This window comes from Archangium primigenium, from assembly GCF_016904885.1.
GTDB classification, from domain to species: Bacteria; Myxococcota; Myxococcia; order Myxococcales; family Myxococcaceae; genus Cystobacter; species Cystobacter primigenius.
Genome location: NZ_JADWYI010000001.1, coordinates 6,564,121 through 6,583,567, shown reverse-complemented (window position 1 = coordinate 6,583,567; position 19,447 = coordinate 6,564,121). Strand labels below are relative to the sequence as shown.

The window sequence follows — 19,447 nt, the reverse complement described above, 5'->3', positions numbered from 1 at the left end:
GGCAGTGAAGAAGGAGCACCACGTCAACCTGTCCTGCTCGTTCTGCGGCAAGTCGCAGCGGGAGGTCCGCAAGCTCATCGCGGGGCCCACTGTCTACATCTGCGACGAGTGCATCAAACTCTGTAACGACATCATCGCGGACGAGAACGAACGCGAGGAGGGCAAGCCGCAGGTCAGCCTGCCCACGCCGATGGAGATCAAGGCGTTCCTCGACGACTACGTGATCGGTCAGGACCAGGCCAAGAAGGTCCTGTCCGTCGCGGTGTACAACCACTACAAGCGCATCTACCAGAAGAAGCCCGCGGCCCGTCCGCGTCCGGGGATGAAGCCCTCGGGTGCCGAGGACGTGGAGCTGAGCAAGAGCAACATCCTGCTCGTGGGCCCCACCGGCAGCGGCAAGACGCTGCTCGCCCAGTCGCTCGCGCGCTTCCTCAACGTCCCCTTCACCATCGCGGATGCCACCAGCCTCACCGAGGCCGGCTACGTGGGCGAGGACGTGGAGAACATCATCCAGAACCTGCTCCACAACGCCGACTACGACGTGGAGAAGGCGGCGCGCGGCATCGTCTACATCGACGAGATCGACAAGATCGCGCGCAAGGGTGACACGCCGAGCGCCACGCGCGACGTGGGCGGCGAGGGCGTGCAGCAGGCCCTGCTCAAGATCATCGAGGGCACGCGCGCCAACGTCACCCCGCGCGGCGGCAAGAAGTACAACCAGCAGGAGTACGTGCAGGTTGATACGACCAACATCCTCTTCATCTGCGGCGGTGCCTTCCACGGCATCGACGGCGTCATCAAGCGCCGCGTGGGCGAGAAGGGCCTGGGCTTCGGCGCGAAGATCACCCATCGCGAGGAGCGCAGCGTCGGCGAGCTGCTCGCCATGGTGGAGCCCGAGGACTTGATGAAGTTCGGAATGATTCCGGAGTTCATCGGTCGTCTGCCGATGGTGGCCACGCTCAACGACCTGAAGGAGGAGGATCTCATCACGATCCTCACCCAGCCGAAGAACGCGCTCATCAAGCAGTACCAGAAGCTCTTCGAGATGGAGAAGGTGAAGCTCACCTTCACCAAGGAAGCGCTCAAGGCCATCGCGCGCGAGGCCATGCGCCGCAACTCCGGCGCCCGTGGCCTGAGGGCCATCCTCGAGGACGCGATGCTCGAGATCATGTACGACGTGCCGTACCGGGATGGGGTCAAGGAGTGCAAGATCACCGAGACGGTGGTCACCAAGCACGAGCCTCCCCAGCTGGTGATGGAGAAGGAAAAGAAGTCGGCCTGAAAGCAGCGAAGGGACGGTCCTCCACCCGAGGCCGTCCCTTTCGCGCTTCGGGGCTCTTCTGTCGGGTCCGGCGTTGCCGCCGGACCCCCGGGCGCCGCGGCTAGCCGCCGGAGCTCACCCGCACCGTGGTGTTCATCTCCCGGCCGGTGGCGGGATCCCGCGCGCGCATGGTGAGGATGCCCTCCACGCTCACGTCGAAGGTGATCTCCACCTGCACCGCGCCGGCCTTGGCCTGGCGGATGCCGGAGAAGGTGAACTCGCCGAGCAGATCGTTCTTGGCCACCTGCTCGTTGTCGCCCTGGAAGATGCGCATGGCCAGCTCGGTCTGGTTGTCCATGCTCGTGGTGGCCACCAACTGCTTGGCGTTGGGGATGGGGGCGTTGCGCGGGAAGACGGTGTGGAAGGCCCCGCCCGCGCGCTCCAGGCCGATGGCCATGGGGATGACGTCCAAGAGCTGCAGCCGCAGGCTGGAATTGTCCTCGAGCGACTTGGCGTAGAGCGCCGCGCCCACCGCCACGGCCTCGTCCGGGTGCACGCCCTTGCTCGGCGTCTTGCCGAAGAACTTGGTGAGTCGGTCCTGCACCACGGGCATGCGCGTCTGGCCGCCCACCAGCAGCACCTCGTCGATGTCCTTGGTGGACAGCCCCGAGTCCACCAGCACCCGCGCCACCATCTGCAGGGTGCGGTCCACCAGGTGGTTGGTCAGCTGCTCCAGCATCTTGCGCGTGAACTTCATCTCGATGTTCAGCGGCTGGCCCTGGGCCGTCATCGTGATGAAGGGGATGTTGAACTGCACGTCGTCGCGCGCGGACAGATCGATCTTCGTGCGCTCGGCCAGGTCCTTGATGCGCTGCATGGCCACCGGATCCGTGGCCAGGTCGATGCCCGCCTTGGACGCGAAGTCCTTGAGCACGTGGTGGATGATGGCGTTGTCGAAGTCGATGCCGCCCAGGAACACGTCACCGCCCGTGGCCTTCACCTCGAAGACCCGGTCGCGGATCTCGATGATGGACACGTCGAAGGTGCCGCCGCCCAGATCGTAGACGAGCACCTTCTTGTTGACGCTCTTGCCCGCGCCGTAGGCGAGCGCCGCCGCGGTGGGCTCGTTGATGATGCGCACCACCTCCAGGTCGATGAGCTTGCCCGCCTCCTTGACCGTCTGGCGCTGCCGGTCGTTGAAGTACGCGGGCACCGTCACCACGGCGCGCTTGATGGGCGTCTTGAGGTAGTTGGCCGCGACGTCGCGGATCTTGTTGAGGATCTTGGCGCTGATCTCCTGGAGCGAGAATTCCTTCTTGCCCACGTCCAGCACCACGTCGCTCTTCTTGCCGGGGCGCACCGAGTACGCCACGACCTTCTTCATCGCCCCCACCACGTCGCTCTGGTAGGTGCGGCCCACCAGGCGCTTGGAGCCGTAGATGGTGTTCTTGGGGTTGAGCTGCCACTGGCGCTTGGCCTCGTAGCCGATGAGCTCGTTGCCCTTGTCGTCGATCGCGAAGATCGAGGGAATGGTGTACTCGCCGCCCTTGTAGGGGATGAGCTTCACGTTCCCACCGTCCTCGACGATCGCGGCGCACGAATTGGTCGTGCCGAGGTCGATGCCGATGATGGGATCCTTGTTCACGCGCGGGACTCCGAGAAAGGGGCTCGAGGCGGAGCGGAAAGCCCCGGCTTATCAAGCGGCGACGTTAGTGCAACTTCACGGGGGCCGCGAGCGCGGTGATACCCGACGGCGCCGGTCTGTCCACCCCGGGGCCCTCCCCAGCGCCCGCGGGGAGGGGTCCGGGCCCCCGGCGGCGGCCCCCCCGCCCGGACCGCACGCCCCTGGACACAAGCGCACAAGGGACCTGGACTTCCCGGGGGCCGGGAGGAAATGTCCTGGCAGCCACCGCGTTTCCGTGGAGGCAATCCCCCCGGGCAGCGCGGGCGGGGGCCACCCACCGCACGAGAGGAGTCACCCCGTGGAAGCCAAGCGATACCTGCAGGAGGTCGGCGCCCAGGTCTCCGACGACTTCGTCAAGAATCGCTCCATCCTCTCCTTCGAGGAGTACCTGGCGCTCTTCATGGCGGACCCCCGGGCCCAGGCGCGCAACGCCGCCCAGTACCTGCGCGACGTGATGGACCACTACGGCACCGAGACGGTGTCGCACCCCACCGGCAAGCTGCGCCGCTTCAAGGTCTTCGACGTGCCCTCCAGCGACCGTGACGGCCGCGTCGCCGGCCAGGAGGAGGTGCAGAACGCCGTCTACCGGATGCTGGGCAACTTCACCCGCGCCGGCCGCATCAACAAGCTCATCATGATGCACGGCCCCAACGGCAGCGCGAAGTCCACCTTCGTCAACGCGCTCAAGACGGGCATGGAGGACTACTCGCGCCAGCCCCAGGGGGCGCTCTACCGCATCAGCTGGATCTTCCCCTCGTCCAAGCTCGTCAAGGGCTCCATCGGCTTTGGCGGCGAGCGCGTGCCCACGAGCGAGGAGGACCTGTCCTCCTTCGCGCACCTGGACGCGGAGTCCATCGACGTGCGCATCCCGTGCGAGCTGCGCGACCCGCCGCTCTTCGTGCTGCCCCCCGCCGAGCGCCAGCGCCTCATCGAGGGCGCGCTCAAGGAGGGCGCGCTCAAGAAGAAGGGGACCCCGGAAGGGCAGGGCGCCGACGGGGACTTCGTCGTCTCCGACTACATGCGCCACGGCGAGCTGTGCCACAAGTGCCGCAGCATCTACTCGGCGCTGCTGGCCAACTACAAGGGCGACTTCATGCAGGTCGTCCGCCACGTGCGCGTGGAGCGCTTCTACATCTCGCGCCGCTACCAGGTGGGCACGGTGATGGTGGAGCCGCAGATGAGCGTGGACGCCATGTACCAGCAGGTCTCGGCCGACCGCGCCCAGATGCTCAACATGCCGCCGGCCCTGCACAACGTGGCCCTGTTCGAGCCCCACGGCGCGCTCGTGCACGCCAACCGCGGCGTCATCGAGTACTCGGACCTGCTCAAGCGCCCCCTGGAGGCCTTCAAGTACCTGCTGGGCTTCGTGGAGACGGCCCAGGTGCCGCTCGAGCACTTCGTGCTGCAACTGGACGAGGTGCTGCTCGCCTCGTCCAACGAGAAGCACCTGGGGGCGTTCAAGGAGCTGCCGGACTTCGCGTCCTTCAAGGGCCGCATCGAGCTGGTGCGCGTGCCCTACCTGCGCCGCTACAAGCAGGAGCAGCAGGTGTACGACGCGCAGATCACCTCCACCACCGTGGGCAAGCACGTGGCCCCGCACGCCACCCAGGTGGCCGCCATGTGGGCGGTGCTCACGCGCCTCAAGAAGCCCATCCCGGACCGCTACCCGCCCGAGGTCAAGGAGCTCATCGATCAGGTGACGCCGGTGGAGAAGATGCACCTGTACGAGGACGGCGTGGTGCCCGACCGGCTCAGCCTCGCGCACGGCAAGGAGCTCAGGAAGCTGCGCACGGACCTGTACGAGGAGTCCGACGCCTACCCCAACTACGAGGGCCGCAGCGGCGCGAGCGCCCGGGAGATCAAGACGGCGCTGTTCAACGCCGCCCAGCACCCGGACTACAAGTGCCTGCACGCGCTCGCCGTGATCGAGGAGCTCGAGGCCATCTGCAAGGACAAGAGCGTCTACGAGTTCCTCCTGCAGGAAGTGGTGGACGGCTACCACGACCACGAGGAGTTCGTGCGCGCGGTGCAGGCCGAGTACCTCGACCGGGTGGACGAGGAGGTGCGCGAGAGCATGGGCCTGGTCTCCGAGGGCCAGTACCGCGAGCTGGTCGAGCGCTACGTCTACAACGTGAGCCACTGGGTCAAGGGCGAGAAGATCCGCAACCGCCACACCGGGGCCATGGAGCGCGTGGACGAGCAGCGCATGGCGGAGATGGAGGCCATCGTCATGCCGCGCGGCGAGGATCCGGGCGAGTTCCGCCGGGGCCTCATCTCGCAGATCGGCGCGCACAAGCTGGACAACCCGGACGCGGAGATGGACTACCCGCGCATCTTCCCGGACCTCTTCCGCCGCCTGCGCGACCACTACTTCGAGGAGCGCAAGCGCGTCTTGCGGCGCAACAAGGAGAACGTGCTCAAGTACCTCTCCGAGGACCGGGGCACGCTGTCCTCGCGCGAGCAGACCCAGGTGGAGAGCACCCTGAAGGCCATGAGCGAGCGCTACGGCTACTGCGAGCACTGCGCCAAGGACGCCATCCTCTTCCTCATGCGGAAGCGCTACGGCTGAGCCGTGCTCCCCGGGGAGCAGGCGGACGGGCGGGCGGCGCGCGGGCCCGATGCTTCCTGAAAAGCGCGTGACGTGGGGATGATGGGTGCTTCGGTGATGTTGAAGCCCGAAGCACTCCTCCGAAGTTCCCTTGCCTGAAGTCCTCTTGCCCCCGCGTCCGGAGCCTCGATGACCCGTTTCACCCTCGGCCTGCCCGCCTTCCTCGCCATGCTGTCCTGCGCGGCCACGCCGACCCCGCACGAGGCGGCCAGGCCCTCCCCGAGGGTGGAGCACGAGACGCCCGCCCCGGTGACCGCGGCGCCGGCGGCGGTGGCGCCCCGGCCCACGCGCAAGGAGCAGGTGCGGCGCATCCTGCCGCACAACGTGCGGCTGTCGGTGCTCGAGGGCGGCAAGGCGCGGAGCGCCGCCTCCGGCGTGGTCATCGGCAACGAGCGCACGCCCGAGGGGCCCGTGAGCTACGTGCTCACCAACGCGCACGCCGTGGACATGGAGGGCTTCGAGGCGCCGCGGCTGCTCGTCATCGTGGACGCGCGGGGCGACGCCACCGAGTACACGGCGAGCGTGGTGGCGACGGGCTCGGTGCCGGACATGGACCTGGCGCTCGTGCGGGTGGCGGGCCTGGAGCTCGCGCCGGCCCAGCTCGCCGCGGACGCGGAGCTGGAGCTGGGCGAGGACGTGGTGGTGGCCGCCTCGCCCTACGGCCGGGCGCTGTCGCTGTCCGGCGGCATGCTGTCCCAGGTGGAGTGGGACAAGACGAACAAGCAGCCGCGCATGGTGAAGACGGACGCGCCCATCGGCTACGGGGCCTCGGGCGGCGGCATCTTCAGCCTGGAGTCCGGCAAGCTGCTCGCCATCGTGGAGGGCTACCGCACCGCCAAGGTGGGCTTCGCCGTGGCCGAGCAGAACTTCAGCTTCGACGTGCCCATGCCCGGCGAGACCTTCGCCGCGCCCACCGCCAAGGTGCGCGCCTTCCTCGGCCAGCACGGCTTCGGTCGGCTGCTCGGCGCGGCGCCGCTCGCCAGCCGCTAGCACGACGCCCCACGTCCGCCGTCCGGCACTGTCGGGTGCCGGACGGGAAAACTCGACACGCCGAGCCTCCACGGTACATGCCAGGGAGGAGGCAGACATGGCCGAGCGCAGCGCGTGGGATCAGTACTTCATGGACATCGCCCGCCAGGTGGCCAGCCGGGCCACGTGTGATCGCAAGCACGTGGGGGCGCTGCTGGTGCGGGACCGGACCATCCTCTCCACCGGCTACAACGGCTCCATCCGCGGCCTGCCGCACTGCTCGGACGTGGGCCACATGATGGAGAACGGCCACTGCGTGGCCACGGTCCATGCCGAGGCCAATGCCATCATCCAGGCGGCCAAGAACGGCGTGCGCATCGACAGCGAGCGCGACAAACCCACCACGCTCTACACGACGGCGAGCCCCTGCTGGCCGTGCTTCAAGCTCATCGCCAACACGGGCGTCCAGCGCATCGTCTACGGGGAGTTCTACCGGGATCCGCGCATCTTCGAGGTCGCCTCCCGATTGGACATCGAACTCGTGGGTCCCGGCCCCGAAGAGCAACCGTCCGGACGTTAATTACTGGCACCCGGTGTCCTCCAGCACACGCAACTCGCGTGCACTCCCGATGTTCGCGCGACAAAGCGTCGGAGGATGAACAGTTGTTTGGGTGGGTGGCAGACGTTTCAGCCTGGAATGCCTCCCGTCCAGCAAGAATTACCGGCTCAGGGTTGACGGTAAATACGCCAGTCCCTAGATCCTGGGAGTGGACGGGGCGGTGGAGTCACGGGCGCCCGCCAATCTCATCAGGAGCATGCGTGATCAACTCCATGGCTGCGAGCAGCGGCGCGCCCTCGGTGCGCGAAGGGACCGACACGGTGGTGGATGCCGCGCGCTACAGCACGGTGCCCTCCCTGATGGACAGCCTGCTGCACGACGTGCGCAATCCCTTGAATGCCTTGTCCATCCACCTGGAAGTGCTGACGGAGAAGCTCAAGGGCGAGGCGGGCGTGGTGCCGCCCTCGCAAGAGAAGAACCTCAAGTCCATGCGCGAGCAGATCCAGCGCGTGGACGGCATTTTGCGGCGCTTCGCCGAGTTCATCGTGAGCCGCCCGGGTGGGGCGGGTGACACCGACCTCACGGAGACCGTCACGCGCGCCCTGGATGTGCTCTCCCACGAGAGCCGCAAGAACCGCCTGCAGGTACGCTCCACGCTCACGCCGGGTGTGAGGGCGCGGCTGTCGGACATCGGGGAGCTGGGCTTCCTCGTGGTGCAGGCGCTGGTGCGCGGCTATGGCCGCTCGGCTGCGGGCGCCGAGGTGACGGTGGGCGTGCGGATCGAGGACGCCCGGGCGGTGTTCGAGGTGGTGGACGCGGACGCTTCCCCCGGGGCGGACGGCCCCGCGGAGGCGTCGGCGGCCCTGGAGCTGCGCTGTGCGCAACTCGGCGTGGACCTGCACCTTCGGGGCGGGACATGCCGGATGACTTTCCCGCTCGCCTGAGGGCGGCGGACGACTTTTTCCCAACCCTTTTCTTCATCCCGAGCAGTTGAGATGTCTGGAGGTCCCGTGGGCAGCGCGCGAATTCTGGCGGTGGACGACGAGCGCGATACGTGTGAGGCGCTGGCGGAGATGTTGACCGCCTGGGGTCACAAGGTGGAGACCGCGTTCGACGCCAACGAGGCGCTTCGCAAGGCGGGTGAGTTCCGTCCGGACGTGGTCCTGTCGGACCTGGCCATGCCGCAGACGGACGGCCTGGGGCTGCTGCGCACGCTGCGCGACGAGCTGCCGGACTGCCCGGTGGTGCTGCTGACGGGCCACGGCACCATCGACGCCGCCGTGGCGGCCATCCGCGAGGGCGCCTACGACTTCATCGTCAAGCCGCTGGACACCGCGCGGCTCAAGGTCTGCATCGACCGGGCGCTGGAGAAGAAGGAGACCATGCGCGAGGTGCAGGGCCTGCGCCGGCGCCTCAAGCAGCTGGGCTCCTCGGACTTCATCGGCCAGTCGGGCGTGATGCGCAAGGTGTTCGAGCTCATCGAGAAGGTGGCCCCCTCCAAGGCGAGCGTGGCCATCTCCGGCGAGTCCGGCACGGGCAAGGAAGTGGTGGCGCGCTCCATCCACAACCTGTCGCAGCGGCGCGACAAGCCCTTCGTGGCCATCAACTGCGCCTCCATCCCCGCCACCCTCATCGAGTCGGAGATCTTCGGCCACGAGAAGGGCGCCTTCACGGGCGCGGATCAGCGCCGGCCGGGCGTGTTCGAGCTCGCCCACGGCGGCACGCTCTTCCTGGACGAGCTCGGTGAGATTCCCATCGAGCTGCAGGCCAAGCTCCTGCGCGTGCTCGAGGAGGGCCGCCTGCGCCGCCTGGGTGGCAAGGTGGAGCTGGAAGTGGACGTGCGCGTGTTGTGCGCCACCAACCGCGATCTCAAGAAGGAGATCGAGGCCAAGCGCTTCCGCGAGGACCTCTACTTCCGCCTCAACGTCTTTCAAATCCACCTGCCGCCGCTGCGCGAGCGCCGGGACGACGTGCCCATGCTGGTGCAGCACTTCGTGGAGAAGTTCCGCGGGGACTCGGCCAAGCGCGTCACGGGCGTGCACCCGGACGCCATGGAGACGCTCAAGAACCACGAGTGGCCGGGCAACATCCGCGAGCTGCGCAACGCCGTGGAGCGCGCCGTCATCCTCTGCGACGGCGAGCTCATCATGCGCGAGCACCTGCCCCCCGACATGGCGGGCAAGAGCCCCGAGCGCCACACCTTCCGCCTGCCCTTCGGCCTGTCGCTGGACGCCGTGGAGCGCGAGTACATCCTCGGCAGCCTGCAGCGCAATGGCAACAACAAGGCCCGCACGGCGGAGATCCTCGGCGTGAGCGAGAAGACGCTCTACAACAAACTCAACCGCTACGCGGCCGAGGCGCGTCAGGGCAAGAACGAGAGCAATACCCTGTCGGGCTCCGCCGGCTCGCTGCTCAGCAACAATCCGGAGTTCCGCTAAGTCCGGGCCGTCCGCCCCCGGAAGCTACCTCGGCGGCTCCTCCCCGGGAGCCCACCTGTCAGGTCGCTTGAGCGGGGGCGGAAGTTTCACGCCCGGTGGCCGCGGGACGGCTCTGGGTGCGGATGTCCCTCGCGAGGGGAAAACATGATGCGGCGCGTCGGACGGGCGAGGGAGCACCCCGTCTCCGCTTGACTCATGGGGTCGCGGCGGGCGATCCTTCTGGTCACACAAACCCACGAGGCAGCCGGTGTTGTCTGTCCCCAGTCGGGGAAGACGATCGGCGTGTTGCCTCCGTGGCACTCCGGTCGGTGGACGGAGTTCAGCCACGCTTGGGGGCGTCAAGGAAGGCCACGTTTTCATGAGCGACGCGCGAGTTCTTCACTTCTTCGGCGGCAAGGGCGGGGTGGGCAAGACCACGCTCGCGGCGGCATACGCCCTGCGGCTGGTGGATGAAGCGCCCAAGGAGCGGGTTCTACTCGTCTCGTTGGATCCAGTGCGATCCCTGTCGGACCTGTTGCGCAAGCCCCTGACGGCCAGGCCCTCGCGTGTGGACGCCGAGGAGGGCGCGGAGCCCAAGCCGGAGCCCAAGGTCAAGAAGGGCGCCAAGGCGGGCAAGGGGGAGGCGGGGCTGTGGGCCATGGAGCTGGAGCCGGCCGCGCTCGCCAAGCCCTTCCTGCAGAAGTACCTGCCCGCGCTGCAGAAGGCGGCGGTGAAGGGCACGCACCTGTCCGAGGAAGAGCTCGGAAAGTTGTACAGCCAGGCCACGCCCGGGCTGGAGGAATTGCTGGCGCTCTGGCAGGTGGCGGAATTGGTGGAGTCGGGGGAGTTCGACCGCGTCGTCGTGGACACGGCGCCCACCAGCCACACGCTGCGGCTGTTCGACATGCCGGTGGCGCTGCGCAAGTTCCTGGGCATCGTGAAGGCGGGCGGGGACCGGGCCGCGGGCGGCAAGGGCAAGAAGGCGGCGGCCGTGTCCGAGGAGCAGGCCTTCCTCGAGGAGCAGCTCGCGCGGGCGGAGAAGCTGCTCGGGCTGCTCAAGGACGGCGCGCGCTCGGCCTTCCACCTGGTGACGCTGGCGGAGCCGGTGCCCGAGGCCCAGACGCGCATGTATTTCACCCAGCTGCGCGAGCGCGGCATCCCCGTGGTCGAGGTGGTGGTCAACCAGGTCGAGGACCGGGAAGGCTGTCCCACCTGCCAGGGCCGCCGGGGACTGCAAGCCCCGCACGTGCGCAAGTACCAGGCGCTGGACAAGAACGTCCCCGTGCACCTGGTCTGCAAGCGCGAGGTGGCGCCGCGGGGCCTGGAGCTGCTCAAGCCCTTCGCCCAGGAGTGGGCGAGCGGCAAGGAGACCAAGGCGCTGGAGTTCGCCGCCGCCGAGGGCCCGCCCGCGCTGGTGCGCGCCCCGTCCATGCCGCCCATCGCGGCGCCGCCCCTGCCGCCCACCCGGCTCATCTTCTTCGTGGGTCAGGGCGGCGTGGGCAAGAGCTCGTGCGCGGCCGCCGCGGCGGTGACGCTCACCGAGAAGGAGGGGCCCGTGCTCCTCATCTCCACGGACACGGCGCACTCGCTCTCGGACGTGCTGCAGAGCCGGCTCACGGACGTGGAGACGCAGGTCAAGGGCACCAAGGGCCTCTACGCGCGCGAGCTGGACGTGCCGGGCTGGTTCACCGCCCTGCGCAAGCGCTGGAAGGAGAAGGCGGAGAAGGCCTTCGAGGGCGCGCCCAAGACGGGCAACGACGTGCCGGTGGATCTGCTGCTCTTCCGCAACCTCCTGGACGCCGCGCCCCCGGGCATCGACGAGCTGGCGGCCCTGTCCTGCCTCACGGACGCCCTGGTGCAGGAGCGCTTCAAGCGCATCGTCGTGGACGGCGCCCCCATGGTGTCCAACCTGCGGGTGGTGGAGCTGGCGGGCATCGCCAAGGGCTGGTTCAGCGCCCTGCACTCCGTGCTCTCCAAGCACAAGGCCAAGGGGCTCGGGGAGCTGTCCGACGACATGGCCGGCTTCATCAAGCACATCAAGCGCTTCGAGGAAGCCCTGGCCTCGCCCACCGAGTCGCGCTTCGTGGTGGTGACGCGCGGCGAGGAGCTGGCCACCGAGCGCTCGGCGCGGCTGGTGGAGTACCTCAAGGAGCGCAAGCTCCAGGTGGAGCGCGTGCTGGTCAACCGCGTGGGGCCCAAGGCGGACTGCCCCAAGTGCGAGAACCGGCGCAAGAACGAGCTCAACGCGGCCAAGGTCATCGAGAAGCAGATCGGCCTGCCCGTCACCGTGGCGCCGGCGCTCGGCCGTCACCCGGCGGGCCTGCGCGAGCTCAAGGCGTTCCGGACCGCCTGGTACGCCCTGAGCGCCACCGCGAAGACGAAGGCGGCCTGAGTCAGCGCAGCTGCAGGCCCTTCACCGCGGGGAGCAGCCGCGGCAGCTGCGACAGCAGGCCTTCCATGAGCCGCTGAGGGGCCGAGCGCGTCGGCTCCTCGCGGACGACCTCGGTGCCGCGCTCCAGGCGCAGCGCGAGCACCGGCCCCGACAAGAGCAGGCAGAGCGCGGGAATGAGGCAGAGCGCCACGGGCACGAGCGACGCGGCCGTCAGATCCAGGGCCCGGCGCGTGCGCGAGGCCTCGGCCCCGGACGCCGCCGACAGCGTGCTCAGGCACCCGGCGAACAGCGCCGCGCCCACCAGGCCCAGCAGCGCCGCCAGCGTCCAGCTCGCGCCGCCGAGCACCGTGCCCAGCACCGGCTCCACCAGCTCCGGCATCGCGCCCGCCAGCACGAAGGCGAAGAAGAAGGGCGTCAACGCCACCAGTGCCACCAACCCCCACTGCCGACCCTCGAGTCTCACCATCCCCCGGCACCTCCCTGAATTGAAGGGTGCGCAGGGGCTTCCGGGTCGCCAAGTCCGCCGCCGGGCGAAGCGTTCTATGCATCGCACTCGGGCGGGTTGTCCACGAACGTCCCCAGCGCGCCCAGCTTCAGGGCGCCCTTGTCCGTCAGGCTGCCCCGGACGGGCGCGCGCTGGGGCAGGGTGAGCGTCACGGCGCGGCCCCGGAGGGTGTAGGTGCCGCGCTCCTCCCGCCTCCCGTCCACGCCCACCGTGGTGAGCAGGGCCTGCCCGGGCGCGGGAAAGGTGAGGGTGACGCGGGGCGCCACGCCGCCCGCGGTGAGCTGGGACCAGGTCACCCGCTGGAGGATCTCCGGCACGTCCGCGATCCGGCCCGGGGAGCGCCCCTGGAGCTCCTGCCAGGCCAGCGTGTCGTGGATGACGTCCAGGTCCGCGTCCTCGCGGGCCCGTGCCAGCCGGCGCTTGTCCAGCGCCACCGCGCGCTGGAGGTACTGGACGATCGTCTCCCGGTAGGCCTCCGCCTCACACACCTGCCCCCGCTTGCGCAGCACCCCCAGGGTGGCCGCGACGTTGTAGTGCGCCAGGGCCATGCGGGGGTTGGCCCGGGTGGCGGCGCGGAACTTCTCCAGGGCGTCCTCGTAGCGGCCCGCCTGGTACAGGCGGAAGCCCTCGGTGTTGAGGGTGGCGGCCGAGGGCGGGGGCGCGGCGCTCATCCACAGGGTCAGCAGCAGGGGCAGGGCGTTCATGGGGGCTTGGACGGGTGGGGGAGGTGGGAATTCCGCGCACCGCGTAAAACGTTGCGCGTTGTCAGGGCCGGGCGGCGGGTGATAGGGCTCCCGCGCCATGGCGACCGGCATCAATTATCCCCTCGATTTCGAGCGCCCGCTCATCGAGTTGGAAAAGAAGATCGACGAACTCAAGGCCCTCTCGACGAGCGGCTCGGTGGACTTCTCCTCGGAGATCTCCAAGCTGGAGAAGAAGGCCAAGAAGCTGCAGACGGAGATCTTCAGCGACTTGTCGCGCTGGCAGGTCGTGCAGCTCTCGCGGCACAGCTCCCGGCCCTACTTCCTGGACTACGTGCAGCTGCTCTTCACGGACTTCCTGGAGCTGGCGGGCGACCGGCACTTCGGGGAGGACCCCTCCATCGTGGGCGGCTTCGCGCGCTTCGGCGGCCAGGTGGTGATGATCATGGGCCACCAGAAGGGGCGCAACACCAAGGAGAACATGGCGCGCAACTTCGGCATGCCGCGCCCCGAGGGCTACCGCAAGGCGCGCCGGCTCATGGAACTGGCCGAGCGCTTCGACAAGCCCATCCTCACCTTCGTGGACACGCCGGGCGCCTACCCGGGCATCGGCGCCGAGGAGCGCGGCCAGGCCGAGGCCATCGCCGTGAACCTGGAGGTCATGAGCCGGCTCAAGGTGCCCATCGTCTCCACCGTGGTGGGCGAGGGCGGCTCGGGTGGCGCGCTGGCCATCGGCGTGGGCAACCGCGTGCTGATGCTGGAGAACAGCATCTACTCGGTCATCTCCCCGGAGGCCTGCTCCTCCATCCTCTACCGCGACTCCAGCAAGGCGGAGAAGGCGGCGGACGCGCTCAAGCTCACCGCGCGGGACTTGAAGGACATGGGCATCATCGACGAGATCATCCCCGAGCCGGCCGGCGGCGCCCACCGCGACCACCCCAAGGCGGCGGAGAACCTGCGCAAGACGCTGCGCAAGCACCTGGACGAGCTGTCGGGCCTGTCGCCGGACAAGCTCGTCACGGACCGCTACGCGCGCTTCCGCAAGCTCGGCGTGTTCACCGGACGCTGAGGCCAGGGAGCACGCATGTCACAGAGACCCTTCATCGTGGCCATCGACGGCCCGGCCGGCGCGGGCAAGTCCACCGTGTCCAAGGTGCTGGCGCGCCGCCTGGGCTTCGCGCTCGTGGACACCGGCGCCATCTACCGCTGCGTGGCGCTCAAGGCCCGGCGCGAGTCCATCGCGTTCGATGACGACGGGAAGCTCGGCGATCTGCTCGGCCGGGTGCGCGTGTCCTTCGAGGTGGTGGGCGAGGACAACCACGTCTTCCTGGACGGCGAGGACGTGTCCGCGGAGATCCGCACGCCGGAGAACTCCATGGCGGCCTCGCAGGTGTCCAGCCGCCCCGTGGTGCGCGAGGGCCTGCTGGCGCTCCAGCGGCGCCTGGCGCTGCAGGCCCCCAAGGGCGCCATCCTGGAGGGCCGGGACATCGGCACCGTGGTGTTCCCGGACGCCGACGCCAAGTTCTTCCTCGAGGCCAACCCGGAGATCCGCGCCCGCCGCCGCTTCGAGGAGCTCTTCCAGAAGGGCGTGGACCGCTCGCTCCACGACGTGCTGACGGATCAGGTCAAGCGCGACCAGGACGACACCTCGCGCGCCGTGGCGCCCCTCAAGCCCGCCGACGACGCCCTCCGGGTGGACTCCACCGAGCTGCCCCTGTCCGAGGTCGTCCAGACGCTCGAACAGGCCATCCTGGACCGGATGGCCCGGCCGCCGGGCAAATAGTCCCGGTTTGCCTGTTTCACGGGGAAAGAGGTGTTAGGGTCCGCGTCCCATGACCCTCTTCTCTCCCTCGCGCTTCGCGGTGTCCCTGGTGGTGTCCCTGTGCCTCGCCGGCGTGTCCACGCCGGCGGAGGCCAAGAGCGCCAAGCGGGGCCTGGGCTATGGCTACCACTCCGCCGACGACATGCGGGCGCTCTCGGGCGGCATGAGCTGGTGGTACAACTGGTCGCCCAAGCCCGAGACGACCGCCGCGAGCGTGGCGCCGACGGTGGGCGTGTCCTTCGTGCCCATGGTGTGGGGCGGCACCCCCAAGGCGGACGAGCTCGCCGCGTCCATCCCCACCGGGGCGCAGTACCTGCTGGGCTTCAACGAGCCCAACTTCCTCTACCAGGCGAACAAGACGCCCTCCCAGGCCGCGGCGCTCTGGCCGGTGCTGGAGGACGTGGCCCGGCGCAAGAACCTCAAGCTCGTGTCCCCCGCGGTCAACTACTGCGGGGACTGCGTCTCCGAGGGCGGCGTGAAGTTCACCGATCCCGTCGTCTACCTGGACGCGTTCTTCGCCGCCTGCAAGACGTGCCAGGTGGATTACATCGCCGTGCACTGGTACGCGTGCGACCTGAGCGCGCTCAAGTGGTACGTCGGCCTGTTCAAGAAGTACAACCGGCCCATCTGGCTCACCGAGTTCGCCTGTGGGGACCGGCCGCACGATCAGATCACCCTGGACGTGCAGAAGAAGTACATGACCGAGGCGGTCGACTACCTGGAGAACGAGCCCGCCGTCTTCCGCTACGCGTGGTTCTCCGGCCGCAACAACGAGATCCCCCACATCAACCTGCTGGGCGCCTCCGGGCAGCTCACGGAGCTGGGCCGACTGTACGTGAGCCTGCCCGAGGCGGGCAGTGGGGGCGGCACGCAGCCGCCCACCGCCGGCAAGCTCACGCCCGTGAGCGCCACGGCGTCCTCCAGTGAGAACGCCGGCACGGGTCCCGACAAGGCCATCGACGGCAACCTGGGCACCCGCTGGAGCAGCGCCTTCGCGGATCCGCAGTCCCTGGTGCTGGACTTCGGCGCCACCAAGAAGATCACCGGCGTGAAGCTCCAGTGGGAGGCCGCCTACGGCAAGGACTACCAGCTCCAGGTGTCCGGCAACGGCTCCACCTGGACCACGGTCACCACGGTGACCAACGGGGACGGGGGCGTGGACGAGTTCACCCACCTGTCCGCCACCGGGCGCTACCTGCGCCTCTATGGCACGAAGCGCTCGAGCGGCTACGGCTACTCGCTCTTCGAGGTGGACGTCTTCGGCGGCACGCCGTAGCGCGGGGCCTCAGGCGCGCCGGGAGAACCACCCCAGGAGCTTCTCCAGGGCGCGCCGGTCCACCTCGTCGAAGGTGGCCTTGTGCTCGGAGTCGATGTCGAGCACGGCGATGAGCTCGCGCTGGGGCCCGAAGACGGGCACGACGATCTCCGAGGCCGAGCGCCCATCACACGTGATGTGGCCCGGAAACGCGTGCACGTCCTCGACGACGACGGTGCGGCCCTCGGCGGCGGCGGTCCCGCAGACGCCCTTGCCGAAGGCGATTTCCAGGCACCCGAGCGTGCCCTGGTAGGGGCCCACGCGCAGCAGCCGGCCCGGCTCCACCACCCGGTAGAAGCCCGTCCAGAGGTGGCCGAAGGCATGGTGCAGCAGGCAGCTCATGGTGGCCATGGCGGCCACCTCGTCGCGGATGCCCTCCAGGACGGCTTCGACGTGCTGCTCCAGTTCGGCGTAGGCCTCGGCCTTGGGCTGGCCGCGCAGATCCAGGGTGACTTCAGCCATGGTGGTGGTTCCTCGACACGCGCGCCGAAGGGGGATGGCTCCGGCGGAGGCGCAGGTGTATCCCGAACCCGGCCCGACCGCGATACCTGGGAGGCAACACGTGGACAGCCTGCACCTGGATGACAACACCCGGCTCCTCGTCCTCACGGGCGCGGGCGTCTCCGCCGAGAGCGGCATCCGGACGTTCCGGGGCGCCGATGGCCTCTGGGAGGATCAGCCCGTGGAGAAGGTGGCCACCCCCGAGGGCTTCGCCGCCGACCCCCGGCTCGTCTGGCGCTTCTACTCCGAGCGCCGCGCCGCCGCCGGTGCGTGCGAGCCCAACGCCGGCCACCGGGCCCTGGCCGAGTGGGAGCGTCGGCTGGGCGAGCGCTTCCTCCTGGCGACGCAGAACATCGACGGGCTGCACCAGCGCGCGGGCAGCCAGCGCGTGGTGGAGCTGCACGGCAGCCTGTTCCGCACCCGCTGCGCCCACTGCACCCGAAAGCCCTTCGAGGACCGCACCGTCTACCCCGTGGGCCACCTCGAGCGGTGCGACGAGTGCCGGGGCCTGCTGCGCCCGGACATCGTCTGGTTCGGCGAGATGCTGGAGGAGGAGAACCTGCGCCAGGTGCGCGACTTCCTGCTGCGCGGGGACACCCGGCTGGTGTTCCTGGCGGTGGGCACCTCGGGCGCGGTGTGGCCCGCGGCCGGCTTCGTGGATGGCGCGCGCGGCGTGGGCGGACGCACGTGGCTGGTGAACGCCGACCCCGCGGACAACACGGACCGCTTCCACCACTTCGTCCAGGGCCGCAGCGGGGAAGTGCTCCCCCGCCTGGCCGTCTTCGACTGAGCCCGGGCGGCCCTACTCGAAGATGGTGATGGAGTCGTCCTTGTCCTTGGTGGGGCGGGACGCGGGCCGGGCGGGCCGGGACGTGGGCTCGGCCGCGGGCTTCACCGTGGGCGAGAGCGTGACGTTCACCGTCTCCTCGCTCGAGGCGCTGCCCTTGAAGTCCAGCTTGCGCGTGGCGCCCTGGTACGTGGTCATCCGGAAGGACAGCTCCACCGGCTCGTTGCGGTTCTGCCGACGCACCGTGGGCGTGGTGCCGATCTGCATGTCGCCGATGAACACCGCGGCGCCCGGAGGCGTGGAGTGGATGTGCAGCAGCAGCTCGTCCGTGGCCGGGGCGGCGGCCGTGGGGGCCGGTGTCGGGGCGGCGGTCGTGGTGGACGGCGCCGGGGCCGCGGGCCGCGCCTTCATCTCCACCCGGGCGGGCGGAGTGGCCTCGGGATGCGAGGGCCGCAGGGCGACGAGGGCGCCTCCCGCGGCGAAGAGCACCAGCGGCACGGCGATGAGCGCGATCTTCTTGCCCGAGCCCCCGCCGCGCGGCTCCTCCACCAGCTCCTCGGGCGGCGCCACCATGGCGGGCGCGGGGGCCGGGCGCGGCGTGCGCTGGCGGACGCCCGAGGCCGAGGGGCTCCCGGGACGCGACGCGCCCGAGCCCTGGGCCGGGCGGGCTCCCGTCGGCCTCACGCCGGACGGCTGGGAGCCGCCGCTCCGGGCCGCGGCGGGCGAGGGCGTGGAGCCGCGTGCCGCGCCAGCGGCGGCGGGGCGGTTGCGCACGGCGCTCGGCGAGGAGCGGCCCGGGCGCGACACACTGCGCTGGCTCGGCTTGCTGCCCCCGCCGGCCTCGGGCACGGAGTTGGCCGGCACGGCGTCGAGCTCCTGATCGCTCGCGTCCGCCACCGCGTCCTGCATGGCGTCGAGGAACTCCGACGCGCTCTGGTGGCGATCCTCCTTCTCCCGCGCGAGCGCCTTCTGGAGGAAGTCCTCCAGGGCCGGGGGAATGGGCGCGCCCTGGCGCTTGGCGGCCACCTTGGGCGGCGTCTGGGTCAGCGCGGCGGTGAGCGCCTTGCGCACCGTGTTGGCGCCGAAGGGCGAGGTGCCCGTGAGGCAGTAATAGAGCACGCCCGCCATGGAGTAGAGGTCCGAGCGGTGGTCCACGTGATCGCCCCCGGCCTGCTCGGGCGGCATGTACTGGGGCGTGCCGAGCACCTGGCCGGTGGAGGTCAGCTGCATCTCCTCCTCCTGCTCCAGCGCCTTGACCAGACCGAAGTCCAGCACCTTGACGAAGTCGCGCCCGTCCAGCTGCTGCACCATGATGTTGTGCGGCTTGATGTCGCGGTGGATGGCGCCCTGCTCGTGCGCGTGGGCCAGGCCCCGGCTCGCCTGCTCGATGACGTCCAGCGCGCGGCGCAGGGTCATGGGCCCCTCGCGCTTGACGAGCTCGCGCAGGCTCTCGCCCTCCAAGAGCTCCATGACGTAGTAGCAGGTGCCGTCCTGGGAGCGGCCGAAGTCGTAGATGGTGATGACGTTCGGGTGGCGCAGCCGGCTGGCCGTCTCCGCCTCGCGCCGGAAGCGCTCGAAGAACTGCGGCGCGGCCGCGAGCGAGGGGTTGAGCGTCTTGACCGCCACCGGCCGGTGCACGGACGTCTGGGTGGCGCGGAAGACCATGCCCATGCCGCCCTGGCCGAGCACGTCTTCGATCTGATAGCGGCCGTCGAGCACCTGGCCAATGAGCGCCATCTGCGCGGCGCCACAGAGATGATCGGGACCTTCGGTGCTACCGCAATGAGGGCAGGGGGAAGCCATGGGCTCGGGAGTATAGGCAAGCCGCGCGGCGTGGGGCAGGGGGCCTGACGGACCGCGAGGGCGGATTCCCCGGGGGCGAGGAGGCAGGCGGGCTTCTTGCCCGTTCCCGTCGCGCGAGGGGGC

At 69.6% G+C, this 19,447-nt stretch carries 16 protein-coding genes; 11 read left to right on the top strand and 5 right to left on the bottom strand.

Going from position 1 to position 19,447, the window contains the following annotated elements; genetic code table 11:
- Positions 1-4 precede the first annotated feature (4 nt).
- Entirely contained in the window at positions 5-1,282 is a 1,278-nt protein-coding gene (clpX, locus tag I3V78_RS26870; protein ID WP_204491380.1) for an ATP-dependent Clp protease ATP-binding subunit ClpX, read from the top strand.
- A gap of 100 nt (positions 1,283-1,382) precedes the next feature.
- Here clpX and I3V78_RS26865 read toward each other — a convergent pair whose 3' ends face one another.
- The gene (locus I3V78_RS26865) at positions 1,383-2,906 is read right to left on the bottom strand and encodes an Hsp70 family protein (protein ID WP_204491378.1); all 1,524 of its coding nucleotides are present in this window, start codon (positions 2,904-2,906) and stop codon (positions 1,383-1,385) included.
- 337 nt (positions 2,907-3,243) lie between these two features.
- On the opposite strand from I3V78_RS26865, the gene I3V78_RS26860 reads away from it, so the two are divergent.
- From I3V78_RS26860 to I3V78_RS26835, 6 genes are all read left to right on the top strand, one after another.
- Positions 3,244-5,514, top strand: coding sequence for a serine protein kinase PrkA (locus I3V78_RS26860; protein WP_204491376.1), 2,271 nt, complete (start codon positions 3,244-3,246; stop codon positions 5,512-5,514).
- 168 nt (positions 5,515-5,682) lie between these two features.
- Entirely contained in the window at positions 5,683-6,543 is an 861-nt protein-coding gene (locus I3V78_RS26855; RefSeq protein ID WP_204491374.1) for a S1 family peptidase, read from the top strand.
- Positions 6,544-6,640: 97 nt separating this feature from the next.
- Complete coding sequence (locus I3V78_RS26850) at positions 6,641-7,102, top strand: deoxycytidylate deaminase (protein ID WP_204491372.1); 462 nt, start codon at positions 6,641-6,643, stop codon at positions 7,100-7,102.
- A 239-nt stretch (positions 7,103-7,341) separates the two neighbouring features.
- Positions 7,342-8,025: a histidine kinase dimerization/phospho-acceptor domain-containing protein gene (locus I3V78_RS26845; protein ID WP_338023761.1), complete on the top strand. Its 684-nt coding sequence runs from the start codon at positions 7,342-7,344 to the stop codon at positions 8,023-8,025.
- A 66-nt stretch (positions 8,026-8,091) separates the two neighbouring features.
- Positions 8,092-9,519, top strand: a complete 1,428-nt coding sequence (nla6, locus tag I3V78_RS26840; protein ID WP_204491369.1) for an enhancer binding protein Nla6 — start codon at positions 8,092-8,094, stop codon at positions 9,517-9,519.
- Between the two features lie 358 nt (positions 9,520-9,877).
- On the top strand, positions 9,878-11,890 hold the full coding sequence (locus I3V78_RS26835; protein WP_204491367.1) for an ArsA family ATPase: 2,013 nt from the start codon (positions 9,878-9,880) through the stop codon (positions 11,888-11,890).
- A 1-nt stretch (position 11,891) separates the two neighbouring features.
- On the opposite strand, the gene I3V78_RS26830 is transcribed toward I3V78_RS26835, so the two are convergent.
- Both I3V78_RS26830 and I3V78_RS26825 read right to left on the bottom strand, forming a co-directional pair.
- Positions 11,892-12,356, bottom strand: a complete 465-nt coding sequence (locus I3V78_RS26830) for a hypothetical protein (protein WP_204491365.1) — start codon at positions 12,354-12,356, stop codon at positions 11,892-11,894.
- A gap of 74 nt (positions 12,357-12,430) precedes the next feature.
- A complete protein-coding gene (locus tag I3V78_RS26825) occupies positions 12,431-13,099 on the bottom strand; it encodes a tetratricopeptide repeat protein (protein ID WP_204491363.1) in 669 nt (222 codons plus the stop codon).
- 97 nt (positions 13,100-13,196) lie between these two features.
- Between I3V78_RS26825 and I3V78_RS26820 the strand changes: the two genes are divergently transcribed.
- From I3V78_RS26820 to I3V78_RS26810, 3 genes are read left to right on the top strand one after another with little or no spacing between them, the layout of a single operon-like run.
- Positions 13,197-14,165, top strand: coding sequence for an acetyl-CoA carboxylase carboxyltransferase subunit alpha (locus tag I3V78_RS26820; protein ID WP_204491361.1), 969 nt, complete (start codon positions 13,197-13,199; stop codon positions 14,163-14,165).
- Positions 14,166-14,180: 15 nt separating this feature from the next.
- Positions 14,181-14,879 (top strand): (d)CMP kinase, encoded by a 699-nt coding sequence (gene cmk, locus I3V78_RS26815; protein ID WP_204491358.1) that lies wholly within the window; start codon positions 14,181-14,183, stop codon positions 14,877-14,879.
- Positions 14,880-14,928: 49 nt separating this feature from the next.
- Positions 14,929-16,194, top strand: coding sequence for a glycosyl hydrolase (locus tag I3V78_RS26810; protein ID WP_204491356.1), 1,266 nt, complete (start codon positions 14,929-14,931; stop codon positions 16,192-16,194).
- 9 nt (positions 16,195-16,203) lie between these two features.
- On the opposite strand, the gene I3V78_RS26805 is transcribed toward I3V78_RS26810, so the two are convergent.
- On the bottom strand, positions 16,204-16,695 hold the full coding sequence (locus I3V78_RS26805) for a GAF domain-containing protein (protein WP_204491354.1): 492 nt from the start codon (positions 16,693-16,695) through the stop codon (positions 16,204-16,206).
- A gap of 100 nt (positions 16,696-16,795) precedes the next feature.
- On the opposite strand from I3V78_RS26805, the gene I3V78_RS26800 reads away from it, so the two are divergent.
- Complete coding sequence (locus I3V78_RS26800) at positions 16,796-17,524, top strand: NAD-dependent protein deacylase (protein ID WP_204491351.1); 729 nt, start codon at positions 16,796-16,798, stop codon at positions 17,522-17,524.
- 12 nt (positions 17,525-17,536) lie between these two features.
- Here the strand turns inward: I3V78_RS26800 and I3V78_RS26795 are convergent, their stop codons facing one another.
- On the bottom strand, positions 17,537-19,258 hold the full coding sequence (locus I3V78_RS26795; RefSeq protein WP_239576633.1) for a serine/threonine protein kinase: 1,722 nt from the start codon (positions 19,256-19,258) through the stop codon (positions 17,537-17,539).
- Positions 19,259-19,447: the final 189 nt, after the last annotated feature.

What these genes read in the sequence shown, in the direction of transcription:
- I3V78_RS26855 (WP_204491374.1), top strand. Translation starts at nt 5,683, where the DNA reads ATGACCCGTTTCACCCTCGGCCTGCCCGCCTTCCTCGCCATGCTGTCC.
- I3V78_RS26850 (WP_204491372.1), top strand. Translation starts at nt 6,641, where the DNA reads ATGGCCGAGCGCAGCGCGTGGGATCAGTACTTCATGGACATCGCCCGC.
- I3V78_RS26835 (WP_204491367.1), top strand. Translation starts at nt 9,878, where the DNA reads ATGAGCGACGCGCGAGTTCTTCACTTCTTCGGCGGCAAGGGCGGGGTG.
- I3V78_RS26830 (WP_204491365.1), bottom strand. Translation starts at nt 12,356, where the DNA reads ATGGTGAGACTCGAGGGTCGGCAGTGGGGGTTGGTGGCACTGGTGGCG.
- I3V78_RS26825 (WP_204491363.1), bottom strand. Translation starts at nt 13,099, where the DNA reads ATGAACGCCCTGCCCCTGCTGCTGACCCTGTGGATGAGCGCCGCGCCC.
- I3V78_RS26820 (WP_204491361.1), top strand. Translation starts at nt 13,197, where the DNA reads ATGGCGACCGGCATCAATTATCCCCTCGATTTCGAGCGCCCGCTCATC.
- cmk (WP_204491358.1), top strand. Translation starts at nt 14,181, where the DNA reads ATGTCACAGAGACCCTTCATCGTGGCCATCGACGGCCCGGCCGGCGCG.
- I3V78_RS26810 (WP_204491356.1), top strand. Translation starts at nt 14,929, where the DNA reads ATGACCCTCTTCTCTCCCTCGCGCTTCGCGGTGTCCCTGGTGGTGTCC.
- I3V78_RS26805 (WP_204491354.1), bottom strand. Translation starts at nt 16,695, where the DNA reads ATGGCTGAAGTCACCCTGGATCTGCGCGGCCAGCCCAAGGCCGAGGCC.
- I3V78_RS26795 (WP_239576633.1), bottom strand. Translation starts at nt 19,258, where the DNA reads ATGGCGCTCATTGGCCAGGTGCTCGACGGCCGCTATCAGATCGAAGAC.